We start from the raw sequence: 12,382 nt of genomic DNA, 5'->3' as shown, positions 1-12,382 counted from the left end.
TCGGTTGTGCCGAGCGAGAGCGAGGTCCAACGTTTGCCGCCACGCGAACCGCCGAGTGTTGTGCTTCCTATCGTCAGCACAACCTACGTGGCGGGCGCGCTCAGAGCTTCTTGAGATAGGACACGCCGCCGAGCTGCGCCATCTGACGCTGGATCCAGGTGGCGCGGCGCTTCACGGTCGATGAGGGTGTTTCGAGTCGATAGATGTTTGGATTCGGCAGCACGGCGGCGATGAGGGCCGCATCCGAGGCGCTCAGCGCCATCACCGGGCGGTCGAAATAGCGCCAGCTCGCAGCCCCGACGCCGAAGGTGTTCGGGCTGAGCTGGGCGATGTTGAGATAGACCTCCAGGATCCGTTCCTTGGGCCAAAGCGTCTCGATCAAGAAGGTAAACCAGACCTCCAGTGCCTTGCGAATCGGATCCCGGCCGGACCAAAGGAAGAGGTTCTTCGCCGTCTGCTGGCTGATGGTGCTCGCCCCGCGCAACCGTTCTCCGGCACGATAGCGCTGCCACGCGCGTTCGATCTCGATGGTGTCGAAGCCGCGATGGCCCGGGAAGCGCTGGTCCTCCGCGGCGATGACGGCGAGCTTCACGGCCCCCGGAATGGCGTCCCAGTCGACCCACTCATGATAGACATAAGGCGGCTCGCCGGGCTCTGAATGGGCGGCGATCCAGCGTTGAATCATGAAGGCAGAGGTGGGCGGGTCGACCCAGCGCAGGACCAAGACCAGCACGACCGACAGCGCCATCAGGCCAGCCAGAACGAGCGCGATCCGGCGCAACAGGACTTTCCGAGAGCGTTTTTTTCGAGCGGCCATGATGGTCGGTAACGTCAGCGGGCGATGCGAGCGGGTGAAGGGACCGCCGTCGAGCGATCCGTCCAAATCGTGTCGCCGAAGTATCCGGACCCTGATTCGGCGGGTCAAACCCGACCTAAACCGCGCCCGGCGCGGTCTGTGTTGTTTTTGGATGGGATCGGCCTCGGCAGACTCGATAATCGTCGGAGCCGGCGCGGTTTAGAGTTTTAAAAAATATACAATTTTAAACCGCGTATCCAACAAAGTCGGTGACATCCCCAAGGCGAGTACACCATGAAAACGACGCATGTCGCTCTGGACGCGGTTTGACGTTAATCCGGCCTAAGATTCCCGGGCGCGCCGCCCAGCGCCGCTTCGAGCATGTCGATAAAGGTGCGCGTCTTTGCCGGCATCAGGCGGCGGCCGGGGAACACCGCCCACGCCGTCTGTGCCGGGAGTGACCACGCGGGGAGAACCCGACGCAGTCTGCCTCGTTCGACATCGCGCGCCGCGTAACAGTCCGGGACGGCGGCGATCCCGGCCCCGGTGCCGGCCAGGCGGATCAGGATGTCGGGCGAGTTCGCGGCGATGCGGCCCTCGGGCAGACCCTCCCAGTGTGCCGTCGCGGCGGTCAGGGTCCAAGGCGCGGTTTCCCCGTCGCGCCCGACGAGGCAGAGGACTCGGTGACGGAGCAGATCTTCCGGGATCGCCGGATCTCCCTGCTCGGCCAAATAGCGCGGGGCCGCATAGAGGCCGATCGGGAAGAGCGCGAGACGGCGCGCGGCCAGCAGTGCATCGTCCGGCAGCGCACCGGTGCGCACCGCAATGTCGAATCCCTCGCCGAGGAGATCCACGCGTCGCGGGGACAGATCCAGCTCCAGCATGACCGCCGGGTGGCGTGCGATGTAGGCCGCCAGCATCTCGCTCAACAGCAGGGTTGCGAAGTCGCCCGGCATGGAGACGCGCAACCGTCCCGTGGGGCGGGCTTGGCGATGCTCGGCGAGCGCCCGCACCGCGTCGACCTCGTCGGCGACCTGGCGGGCGTGCGCGAGCAGATGCTCGCCCAGCTCAGTCAAGGTGAGGCGCCGCGTCGTGCGCAGCATCAGTCGCTCGCCCAGCCGGTCCTCCAGCACGGAGATACGCCGCGAGACCGTCGATTTGGGCAGGCCGATCCGTTCGGCGGCACGGCTGAAGCTGCCCGCCTCGGCGACATGGGCGAAAATCAGGAGGTCGTTGGGTTCAAATTGTTCCATAGGCGGGACAATGTTATCCGATTCGACGACTACTCTAACCGTTTCGGCATCAATATATCGGCTATCAGATGAAACCCGATGCCGAGAGCGACACCATGAACATCCTGCAGATCAATGCCAGCGCCCGCCGCGAGGGCGCCAACTCCACCCGAATCGCCGATGCCGTCGTCGAGCGCCTGCGCGCCGAGAACCCGGCGGCGCGCGTGCAGGTCCGCGATCTGGCGAGCCAACCCCACCCGGTGCTGGACGAAGCGGGCCTCGCCGCACTCTCGACGCCGCCCGAGCAACGCACGCCCGAGCAGGCCGCCCGCGTCGCGCTCGACGATGCCCTGATCGCCGAGGTGCAGGCGGCCGACGCGATCGTGCTCGGCGTGCCCATGTACAACTTCGGCGTACCGGCGCAACTGAAGCACTGGATCGACGCGATTGCTCGCGCCGGCGTGACCTTCCGCTACACAGAGCAGGGGCCGGTCGGTCTGCTCGCGGGTCGGCGCGTCTATGTCGCGCTGGCGCGCGGCGGTCGGTACCGCGATACCCCCGCCGACAGCCAGGTGCCCTATCTGAAGACGCTGCTCGGGTTTCTCGGCATGACCGATGTGCGGTTCATCTATGCGGAAGGTCTCAACATGGGTCCGGAGTCGGCCGAGCGGGGTTTCGCCGAGGCCGAGGCGGATCTCGAGGCGGCTTTTGCCTGAGCCGGAGTTGTTCACAAGCCCGACCTGTAGGGTGGACGAGCGAGAGCGAAGTCCACCGACCCCGGCGCCGGCGTTGGTGGACTGCGCTGCGCATGTCCACCCTAAACCGCGCCAGATCCAGCGGTCGTCAAGTCTGCCGAGGCTGATCCCATCGAAAAATCCTCGCATACCGCACTGGGCGCGGTTTAATTCAGGAGTGATCCAGATGACAGAAACCACTTTTCAAACCGATTCCGTGCGGCAGTCCCGCACCATCGAGCGTCTGGTCGCCGGCCAGGCAACCACCGACGGTGCCGGCGTGAACCTGATCCGGGTGCTGACCCAGCCGCTGCAGCAGCGACTTGACCCTTTCCTGATGCTCGACGCCTTCGGAAGCGACGATCCGGACGACTATATCGCGGGCTTTCCGAATCATCCGCACCGCGGCTTCGAGACCGTGACCTATATGATTGCCGGGCGCATGCTGCATCGCGACAGCGCGGGCCACGAAGGGTTGATCGAGACCGGCGGCGTTCAGTGGATGACCGCGGGCAGCGGTCTGGTCCATTCCGAGATCCCGCAACAAGCGCAAGGGCGGATGGAAGGCTTCCAGCTCTGGCTCAACCTGCCGGCGCGCGAGAAGATGATTCCGCCCTGGTATCGAAACTTCACCGCGAGCGAGCTGCCGCGCTTCCAGACCGAGGCGGGCGTGGCCGTCACGGTGATCGCCGGTCTGACCCACGGCGTGACCGGCGCGGTGACGCGCGAGACGACGGCGCCGCTGTTTCTGGATCTGCATCTGCCGGCCGGCACGCGCTTCGAGCAGGCGCTTCCGATCGAGCAGAATGCCTTCATTTACGTCTATCGAGGAGAGGTCGCTGTTGCCGGACAGTCAGTCCCGACGCAGCGTATGGCGATCCTCGCCAACGCTGCGGACGCCGACGGCGTGGTCGTCGAGGCTATGAGCGAGCTAGCGGGAGAGGCACGGGTCCTGCTGATCGCGGGGCATCCTCTGCGCGAGCCGATCGCCCAGCATGGTCCCTTCGTCATGAATACGATGCAGGAAATTCAACAAGCGGTACGTGACTACAGTGCCGGCCGTCTGGCCTGAGCGACAAGCACGCGCCACAACGGAGCCTACGCATGCAGAACTTTGTCTTCCACAATCCCACCCGAATCCTCTTCGGCGAAGGTCAGATCGCAGCAATCGGCCCGGAGATCCCGAGCGGCGCCCGCGTGCTGATCACCTATGGCGGCGGCAGCGTCGTGAAGACGGGCACCTTAGCCGAGGTCAAGGCGGCGCTGGGCGAGACCGACTATCTGGAATTCGGCGGCATCGAGCCGAACCCGACCTACGAGACCCTGATGCAGGCGGTCGAGCTCGCCCGCTGCGAGAAGGTCGACTTCCTGCTCGCCGTCGGCGGCGGCTCGGTGATCGACGGGACCAAGTTCATCGCCGCGGCCATCCCCTTCGAGGGCGATCCTTGGGACATCCTCGCCAAGCAGGCGCCGATCACCTCCGCGGTGCCCTTCGGCAGCGTGCTGACATTGCCGGCGACCGGCTCCGAGATGAACGCGGGCTCCGTCGTCACGCGGCGCGCCACGCACGACAAGCTCGCCTTCATCCACCCGCTGGTCTTCCCGCGCTTCTCGGTGCTGGATCCGACCAAGACCTATACGCTCCCGCCGCGTCAGGTCGCCAACGGTGTGGTCGATGCCTTCGTGCACATCGCCGAGCAATACCTGACCTATCCGGCCGATGCCAAGGTGCAGGACCGCTTTGCCGAAGGGTTGCTGCTGACCCTGATCGAGGAAGGCCCCAAGGCGTTGTCCGAGCCCGAGAACTACGCGGTGCGCGCCAACCTCATGTGGACGGCGACCCTCGCGCTGAACGGGCTCATCGGTGCAGGCGTGCCGCAGGACTGGGCGACCCACATGGTCGGCCACGAGATCACCGCGCTGCACGGGCTGGATCATGCCCAGACCCTGGCCGTCGTCTTGCCGGCGATGTTGCAGGTCAGGCGGTTCGACAAGCGCGCGAAGCTTCTGCAATACGCCGAACGGGTCTGGGGTCTGCGTGACGGCGACGAAGATGCGCGCATCGACGCGGCCATCGAGCGCACCCGCGACTTCTTCGAGTCGCTCCAGGTCCCGACACGCCTCTCCGGCTACGGGATCGGCGCCGAGGCGATCGCGCCGCTGGTCGGTCAGCTCGAGCGTCACGGCATGACCGCGCTCGGCGAGCGGCAGGATGTGGATCTCGCACGCTCGCGACAGGTGCTTGAGTTGGCGCTCTAAACCGCGTCCAGAGCGAGATGCTCACTTGCGTGTGAGCTCGACGTTTGGTGCATCCACAGCCCTTAGCGGGGACGCGGTTTAGAATGATATATTTTTTAATATCTTAAACCGCGCCGACTCCGGCGGCCGTCAAGTCTGCCGGGGCCGACCCCATCCGACAACATCGCAGACCGCGCTGGGCGCGGCTTAGCCTCGCTCGCCAGTTCCCGGGAGCGTCGACGTGCAGTCGACCCGCTGGCCTGAAGGCCGGCGAAAGAGGTCGACTGCACGTCGACGCTCCCGGGGTCGGTGCTTTGCCGCACATGCCCATCGCCCCCCGTGTCTGCTATGATTCGCCCTCATTTCAGACACCCGCTCGCGCGCCCGGCCGACCGAATCGGCTTGCGTGCACGCCTGCCGCGCGCTCTTCACCCTATCCCCGGGCGACCTTCAGCTTCATGACAGACCTCAGTCATATCCGAAATTTCTCGATCATCGCTCACATCGATCACGGCAAGTCGACCATCGCCGACCGCTTTATCCAGTTCAGCGGCGCCTTGACCGATCGCGAGATGTCGAGCCAGGTGCTCGATTCGATGGATCTGGAGCGCGAGCGCGGGATTACGATCAAGGCGCAGAGCGTCACGCTTGACTTCAAGGCGCGCAACGGCGAGATCTATCAGCTGAACTTCATCGACACGCCCGGGCATGTCGACTTCTCCTACGAGGTCTCGCGCTCCCTGGCCGCCTGCGAGGGCGCACTGCTGGTCGTGGACGCAGCCCAAGGGGTCGAGGCGCAGAGCGTCGCCAATTGCTACACCGCCATTGAGCAGGGGCTCGAGGTCCTGCCGGTGCTCAACAAGATCGATCTGCCCTCGGCCGAGCCCGAACGCGTCATCAAGGAGATCGAGGAGATCATCGGTCTCGATGCCGAGGATGCGCTTCGGGTCAGTGCCAAGACGGGGGAAGGGATCCCGGAGCTGCTTGAAGCCCTGGTTCAGCGCATCCCGCCGCCGCGCGGAGACGTGAACGCACCTCTGCAGGCGCTGATCATCGATTCTTGGTTCGACCCCTATGTCGGGGTGGTCTCGCTGGTGCGTGTGGTCAACGGCGAGATGCGCCGTCGCGACAAGATCCTGATCATGTCGACCGGGCGCACCCAACAGGTCGACTCGGTCGGCGTCTTTACACCGAAGAAGACCGAGCGCGATCGCCTTGGCGCGGGCGAGGTCGGGTATATGATCGCGGGCATCAAGGAGATCGACGGCGCGCCGGTCGGCGACACCATCACCCGTCCCGACGCCCCGGCGCCCAAGCTGCCGGGCTTCAAGGAGGTGCGCCCGCGGGTCTTCGCGGGTCTCTACACCGTCATCTCGGACGACTACGAGGACCTGCGCGAGGCACTGGGCAAGCTGCGGCTCAACGATGCGGCGCTGAACTACGAGCCCGAGGTGTCCCAAGCGCTGGGCTTCGGCTTTCGCTGCGGTTTCCTCGGGATGCTGCACATGGAGATCATCCAGGAGCGACTCGAGCGCGAATATGACCTGGATCTGATCACGACTGCGCCGACGGTGGTCTACGAGGTGCTGCGCTCGGACGGGGAGTTGATCAAGATCGACAATCCCGCCAATCTGCCGGACCCCGGTCAGATCCGCGAGGTCCGCGAGCCCATCATCGAGGCGCATATCCTGGTGCCGCAGGATTATCTCGGCTCGGTGATCACGCTGTGTATCGAGAAGCGCGGGGTTCAAAAGCAGATCCAGTATCTCGGCGGTCAGGTGCAGGTGAGCTACGAGCTGCCGTTGAGTGAGGTGGTGCTGGATTTCTTCGATCGACTGAAATCGGTCAGTCGCGGCTATGCATCGTTTGAATACGAATTCAAGCGCTTCCAGGCCGCCGACTTGGTCAAGCTGGATGTGTTGATCAACGGCGACAAGGTGGACTCGCTTTCCTCGATCGTGCATCGCGCACTCTCGCAGAGCCGAGGTCACGATATCACCGTGCGCATGAAGGATCTGATCCCGCGCCAGATGTTCGAGGTGGCGATTCAGGCCGCGATCGGCACCAAGGTCATTGCACGCACCACGGTCAAGCCGCTGCGCAAGAACGTCACGGCCAAGTGTTACGGCGGCGACGTGAGCCGTAAGCGCAAGCTGTTGGAAAAGCAAAAGGCGGGCAAGAAGCGCATGAAGCAGGTCGGCCGTGTGGAGATCCCGCAGGAAGCGTTTCTTGCGGTGCTCCAAGTCGGCAAAGATAATTGAACCGCGTCTGGAGTGATAGGCGCTGGTTTGTGTTGGGTCGGCCTTGCAGGGCGAATGAACGTTTGAGTGGACGCGGTTCAAGTGATTAGGGGATTTTTTAAGGCGTCGGATCGGAGGCGGTCGGTATTCTCGAATCCGAGATGCCTATAACCGGTAGGGTGGACGAGCGAGAGCGAAGTCCACCGAACCCAGCTCCGGCGCTGGTGGACTGCGCTGCACTTGTCCACCCTACGGCTCTGAGAACGAAGAACCGAGAACCGATCGCAGCGTCATCTATGGATCACCGAGAGACCTTATAAACCTACCCATGAATTTCGATTTCCCTGCCTTTTTGGTGTTGGCGTCCGCCGTGACCGGCGGGATCTGGCTGGTCGATGCGGTGATGTTCGCGCCGCGTCGGCGTCGGCTCGCTGCCGTCGGTAGCGGCACGGTCTCCGACCCGGCGAAGCCGGTCTACAAGGAGCCTGTACTGGTCGAGTATGCGCGCTCGTTTTTTCCGGTGATCTTCGCCGTTTTGGTATTGCGCTCCTTTTTGGTCGAGCCCTTTCGGATCCCGTCGAACTCCATGATGCCGACGCTGCTGACCGGGGACTTTATCCTGGTCAACAAATTTGCGTATGGGCTGCGCTGGCCTGTACTCAACTCCAAATTCCTCGAAATCGGCGACCCTCAGGTCGGCGACGTGGTGGTCTTCAAGTTTCCGCAGGACATCTCGGTCGACTACATCAAGCGTGTGATCGGTGTTCCGGGCGACGAGATCGCTTATCAGAATAAAACGCTCTATCGCAACGGCGAGCCGGTCGCGCAGTTGCCGATCGGTCGCTATACGGGTGTCGGATCGGGTGCGGAGATGACCGGCGCGCGCGAGGCGCTCGAGCAACTCGGCGAGGTGGAGCACCGGATCCTGACCCGACAAAACGCGCCCGATTTGCCGCCGGGGTGTCGGGTGTTGGCCTATGGTCCGATCCAGGTGCCCGAGGGCCAGTACTTCGTGATGGGCGACAACCGCGACAACAGCAACGATAGCCGCTGCTGGGGTTTCGTGCCGGAGGAGAACCTGGTCGGCAAGGCATTCGGAATCTGGATGCATTGGGACGGGCGTCGCGACGGTTCCCCGATCGCTTGGGGTCGTCTCGGCAACGGGATCGATTGAACGGATCGCAATGGGTCCCCGGATCATGGCATCCGGTTCCCGCGGAGGTGCTTGTGAGATCGCGATTGCACGGCCGTCAAGGCGGAGCGGGGATGTTGTCGATCCTCGTCATCCTCTCGCTGGTCATCTTTTTCGTGACCCTGCTCTTCAAGCTGGGTCCGGCCTATATGGGATTCTGGACGATCAAATCCGTCATGGACAATGTCGCGGAGCAATCGACACCGATCAGCGGCGGCGCGCGCGAGATCGCCAATCAGATCGGCAAGCGGCTCGACATCAATAACGTGGACCAGGTCAGCGCCAAGGATTTCAAGATTCGGCGTACCGGCGAGAACCTCTACGAGGTGACCCTCGATTACGAACAACGTCAGCACGTCTTTTTCAATATCGATACGGTCTTGACCTTCGCCTATCAGGTGGAGGTGAAGGGCCAATGACGGATGATCTTACGAAGGTCGATCCGTGAACGCCGATCCCCTCAGGCTCGCCCGGCTCATCGGACACAAGTTCGCGCGCGAGGAGCTCCTGCTTCAGGCGTTGACCCACCGCAGCGCAGCATCCGCCAACAACGAGCGCTTGGAGTTTCTCGGCGATGCCTTGATTGGTTTCGTGATCGCCGAGGCGCTGTGGCAGCGCTTCCCCGAGGCCGATGAAGGGACCTTGAGTCGCATGCGCGCCTCGCTGGTCAAGCGCGAGACCCTGGCTGCATTGGCGCGCGGACTCGATCTCGGCGACTACCTGCATCTGGGCGCCGGGGAGCTGCGCACCGGAGGCTATGCCCGCGACTCGATCCTCGCGGATGCCTTCGAGGCGCTCTGGGGCGCCGTTTACCTGGACGCGGGATTTACGTCCACACGCGAGCTGGTCCTGCGACTGTTTGCCACACGCCTGGCGCAGACCAGCGCGACGCATGCCGGGAAGGATCCCAAAACACAACTCCAGGAATGGCTCCAGGCGCAGCGCCGGCCACTCCCCGAATATGCGGTCGTGGCCACCGGCGGCGATCAACATGCCCAAACCTTTGTCGTCAGTTGCGCGCTCGCCGATGCGGATCTCAGTACCCGCGCCGAGGGCGGCACCCGACGCGGTGCCGAGCAAGCGGCGGCACATGCCATGCTGGAGCAGCTCAAGAATGTCTGAACTCATCGCCGGTCGTTGCGGGACCGTGGCCATCATCGGACGGCCGAACGTCGGCAAGTCGACCTTGCTCAATCGGCTGATGGGGCAGAAGCTCGCCATCACCTCGCACAAGGCGCAGACCACGCGCCACTCCATCCTGGGTATCAAGACGCGTCCCGAGGGCCAGATCCTCTTCGTCGACACCCCGGGCATTCATCAGCGCGGGGCGAACGCACTCAATCGCTATCTGAATCGCGCAGCCCGCACGGCGATCAGCGATACCGACTTGGCGCTTTTCGTGGTCGAGGCGCTGCGCTGGACCGATGAAGATGCAGCGGCGCTCGAAGCCATCGCAACCGCGGGCGTGCCCGTCATCGCGGCCGTCAACAAGGTCGACCGCATCGCGAACAAGGAGGATCTGCTGCCCTATCTGCAGGATCTCGGTCAGCGTCACGCCTTCGTGGACCTGATCCCGGTCTCCGCGGCGAACGGGGATCAGGTCGAGGTGCTCGAGCTCGCCTTGCTGCGCGGTTTGCCCGAGGGCGAGCCGGTCTTCCCCGAGGACCAGGTCACCGATCGCTCCGAGCGCTTCTTTGCCGCCGAGCTGGTGCGCGAACAACTGGTGCAGCGTTACGGCGAAGAGCTGCCGTACCGCACGACCGTGGAGATCGAGCGCTTCGAAGAGGTCGGCGGGCGCTACAAGATCAACGCGTTGATCTGGGTCGAGCGCCAGAGCCAGAAGGCGATCATCATCGGCAGGCAGGGCGAGGCCCTGAAGGCCGCCGCCACGCAGGCACGCCTGGAGATGCAGAAGGTCTTCGGCTGCCCCGTGCACCTGGAGGTCTGGGTGAAGGTGAAGAAGAGCTGGTCGAGCGACGAGGCCGCCTTGGGGCGTCTCGGCTACGGAGACGGACCCTTGGACGGGCGCGGGGGTAGTTGAGCCTTGCCGTGAACGCTCACGGGTCTTTGTTTCAGGCCTTCGTGCTGCATCGGCGCGATTACGGCAACACCAGTCTTCTGCTCGAGGTCTTCGCCGCCGGGCGAGGGCGATTCCCCGCGATCGCCAAGGGTGCCCGCCGAGCGCGCCATTCGACCAGTGCCTTGCTCCAGCCGTTCCAACCCCTGTGGTTGGATGCGGTCGGTCGCGGCGAGGTCTTGACCCTGACCCGGATTGAGGCTGCCGGGCCGGCGATCGGTCTGCTCGGGCGCCCGCTGCTGTGCGGCTTCTATCTCAACGAGCTGTTGGTTCGTCTGCTCGGTCGCGATGATCCGCACGACCCGCTGTTCGTCTTTTATCATGCCGCGCTGACGGGCTTGGCGAGTGGCGAGGACGTTGAAAGCCTGCTCCGGCAGTTCGAGATTCGGCTGCTCGACGAGCTGGGCTATGCGCTCGCTCTGGATGTCGAGGCCGACGGCGATCGGCCCGTCGTACCCGACCGAGCCTATGTGCTCGTCCCCGGGCATGGCATGCGGCATGCGCCCGCGGATGATTGTGCCGATCGCATCTCCGGCGCGACCTTGCTTGCCTTGGCGCAGGGCGAGCGGTTGGCCCCGCATCAGCTGCGCGAGGCGCGGGCACTTCTGCGACACCTTCTGGAGCCCCATCTCGGTGGACGTCCGCTGAAAAGCCGTGAGCTCTTTCGGCGCTTTGTCGTCGCGTCCGCCCCAGTCTCGGGATCGGGATCGGGGCTGGCGCCGTGCATGTCTCGCGACTCGACGCATGTCGAAATCACGAATCGGAGTCTTGAATCTTGACCAGTCAAACCGCTGCCGGGGTCCTGCTCGGCGTCAATATCGATCATGTCGCGACCATTCGCCGAGCGCGCGGGACCCGTTACCCGGAGCCGATCCAGGCCGCCCTGGTGTCCGAGCAGGCGGGCGCCGACTCGATCACGCTGCATCTGCGCGAGGATCGTCGCCACATCCAGGAGCGCGATGTCGAGCTGCTGTGCGGCATCCTGCAAACCCGCATGAATCTCGAAATGGCGGCGACCGCCGAGATGGGAGAGATCGCCTGTCGTCTGAAACCGGCCGATTGCTGCCTCGTGCCGGAGCGTCGCGAGGAGCTCACTACGGAAGGCGGCTTGGACGTTCGTGCGAATCGGTCGCACCTTCGGGAGTTTTGCGCACGCCTGGCCGAGTCCGGTATCCGTGTTTCGCTGTTCATCGACGCCGATCCGGACCAGATCCAGGCAGCGCACGCCGTCGGTGCACCCGTGATCGAGATCCACACCGGTCATTATGCCGACGCCGAGACCGCTGCTTCACGTGCCGACGAGCTGGCCCGCATTCGGCGTGCGGTGAACCTCGGGATTTCGCTCGGCTTGCAGGTCAACGCCGGACACGGTCTCGACTACCACAACGTGAAGGCGATTGCGGCCATTCCCGGCGTGCGCGAGCTCAACATCGGACATGCCATCGTCGCCCGCGCCATCTTCTCGGGCCTCGATCAAGCCGTGCGGGACATGAAGGGCGTGATCGATGCGGCGGTCGCTGCGGGACCCTGATGCGCGTGCGTCCACCGTCTCGATCAATCCATTCGGGGCAACATGAATGGGTTGGTCGGGCAAAGCGAAGCGTGCCCAACTCGCGCCAGGCATCTCAGGGAGCCGCGGCACGCTTGAGATCCCGAACGGTCGCGGTCATCACGCCGGCCACGCCTGTGCATTTAGCCGCGGCCCTTCGCGGGAACGCAGTTGAAATGTTATAATTTTTAATCTCTTAATCTCTTAAACCGCGTCCAGAGCGACATACGTCATTTTCATGTTGCTTCTGGCTTCGGAGATGTTCTCGACATCGGTGAGACGCGGTTTGAGATTTAATTTTTCAATACTTTAAACCGCGCCGAC

General features: G+C 63.9%; 12 protein-coding genes. 10 read left to right on the top strand and 2 right to left on the bottom strand.

What is annotated here, in order from left to right; genetic code table 11:
* Positions 1 to 100: 100 nt before the first annotated feature.
* On the bottom strand, positions 101 to 817 hold the full coding sequence (gene mtgA / locus BDD21_RS23505) for a monofunctional biosynthetic peptidoglycan transglycosylase (protein WP_120800097.1): 717 nt from the start codon (positions 815 to 817) through the stop codon (positions 101 to 103).
* A gap of 311 nt (positions 818 to 1,128) precedes the next feature.
* Entirely contained in the window at positions 1,129 to 2,049 is a 921-nt protein-coding gene (locus BDD21_RS23500; RefSeq protein WP_120799233.1) for a LysR family transcriptional regulator, read from the bottom strand.
* 68 nt (positions 2,050 to 2,117) lie between these two features.
* Here BDD21_RS23500 and BDD21_RS23495 point away from each other — a divergent pair, with 68 nt between their 5' ends.
* The 10 genes from BDD21_RS23495 (at position 2,118) to pdxJ (ending at position 12,040) form a co-directional block, all read left to right on the top strand.
* Positions 2,118 to 2,744 carry an FMN-dependent NADH-azoreductase gene (locus BDD21_RS23495; protein WP_245969774.1) on the top strand — a complete coding sequence of 209 codons (627 nt, stop codon included), beginning with the start codon at positions 2,118 to 2,120 and terminating at the stop codon, positions 2,742 to 2,744.
* A gap of 205 nt (positions 2,745 to 2,949) precedes the next feature.
* Complete coding sequence (locus BDD21_RS23490) at positions 2,950 to 3,834, top strand: pirin family protein (RefSeq protein WP_120799232.1); 885 nt, start codon at positions 2,950 to 2,952, stop codon at positions 3,832 to 3,834.
* A gap of 32 nt (positions 3,835 to 3,866) precedes the next feature.
* On the top strand, positions 3,867 to 5,021 hold the full coding sequence (gene yqhD, locus BDD21_RS23485) for an alcohol dehydrogenase (protein WP_120799231.1): 1,155 nt from the start codon (positions 3,867 to 3,869) through the stop codon (positions 5,019 to 5,021).
* 437 nt (positions 5,022 to 5,458) lie between these two features.
* Complete coding sequence (gene lepA, locus BDD21_RS23480) at positions 5,459 to 7,261, top strand: translation elongation factor 4 (RefSeq protein WP_120799230.1); 1,803 nt, start codon at positions 5,459 to 5,461, stop codon at positions 7,259 to 7,261.
* A gap of 307 nt (positions 7,262 to 7,568) precedes the next feature.
* Positions 7,569 to 8,414, top strand: a complete 846-nt coding sequence (lepB, locus tag BDD21_RS23475) for a signal peptidase I (protein ID WP_120799229.1) — start codon at positions 7,569 to 7,571, stop codon at positions 8,412 to 8,414.
* 92 nt (positions 8,415 to 8,506) lie between these two features.
* Positions 8,507 to 8,851, top strand: a complete 345-nt coding sequence (locus tag BDD21_RS23470; protein ID WP_245969773.1) for a DUF4845 domain-containing protein — start codon at positions 8,507 to 8,509, stop codon at positions 8,849 to 8,851.
* Between the two features lie 25 nt (positions 8,852 to 8,876).
* Positions 8,877 to 9,554 carry a ribonuclease III gene (gene rnc, locus BDD21_RS23465; protein WP_120799228.1) on the top strand — a complete coding sequence of 226 codons (678 nt, stop codon included), beginning with the start codon at positions 8,877 to 8,879 and terminating at the stop codon, positions 9,552 to 9,554.
* A complete protein-coding gene (gene era, locus BDD21_RS23460; RefSeq protein WP_120799227.1) occupies positions 9,547 to 10,473 on the top strand; it encodes a GTPase Era in 927 nt (308 codons plus the stop codon). The genes rnc and era overlap by 8 nt, the downstream gene beginning before the upstream one ends.
* An 8-nt stretch (positions 10,474 to 10,481) precedes the next feature.
* On the top strand, positions 10,482 to 11,288 hold the full coding sequence (gene recO / locus BDD21_RS23455; RefSeq protein WP_120800094.1) for a DNA repair protein RecO: 807 nt from the start codon (positions 10,482 to 10,484) through the stop codon (positions 11,286 to 11,288).
* A complete protein-coding gene (gene pdxJ, locus BDD21_RS23450) occupies positions 11,285 to 12,040 on the top strand; it encodes a pyridoxine 5'-phosphate synthase (protein ID WP_120799226.1) in 756 nt (251 codons plus the stop codon). The genes recO and pdxJ overlap by 4 nt, the downstream gene beginning before the upstream one ends.
* Positions 12,041 to 12,382 lie beyond the last annotated feature (342 nt).

Source organism: Thiocapsa rosea, from assembly GCF_003634315.1.
Classification (GTDB): domain Bacteria; phylum Pseudomonadota; class Gammaproteobacteria; order Chromatiales; family Chromatiaceae; genus Thiocapsa; species Thiocapsa rosea.
The sequence above is the reverse complement of the archived record's forward strand: the minus strand, read 5'-3'. Positions and strand labels throughout refer to the sequence as shown.

Coding starts and splice junctions, on each gene's coding strand:
- BDD21_RS23490 (WP_120799232.1), top strand. CDS start 2,950: ATGACAGAAACCACTTTTCAAACCGATTCCGTGCGGCAGTCCCGCACC.
- mtgA (WP_120800097.1), bottom strand. CDS start 817: ATGGCCGCTCGAAAAAAACGCTCTCGGAAAGTCCTGTTGCGCCGGATC.
- BDD21_RS23495 (WP_245969774.1), top strand. CDS start 2,118: ATGAAACCCGATGCCGAGAGCGACACCATGAACATCCTGCAGATCAAT.
- lepB (WP_120799229.1), top strand. CDS start 7,569: ATGAATTTCGATTTCCCTGCCTTTTTGGTGTTGGCGTCCGCCGTGACC.
- BDD21_RS23470 (WP_245969773.1), top strand. CDS start 8,507: ATGTTGTCGATCCTCGTCATCCTCTCGCTGGTCATCTTTTTCGTGACC.
- lepA (WP_120799230.1), top strand. CDS start 5,459: ATGACAGACCTCAGTCATATCCGAAATTTCTCGATCATCGCTCACATC.
- BDD21_RS23500 (WP_120799233.1), bottom strand. CDS start 2,049: ATGGAACAATTTGAACCCAACGACCTCCTGATTTTCGCCCATGTCGCC.
- era (WP_120799227.1), top strand. CDS start 9,547: ATGTCTGAACTCATCGCCGGTCGTTGCGGGACCGTGGCCATCATCGGA.
- yqhD (WP_120799231.1), top strand. CDS start 3,867: ATGCAGAACTTTGTCTTCCACAATCCCACCCGAATCCTCTTCGGCGAA.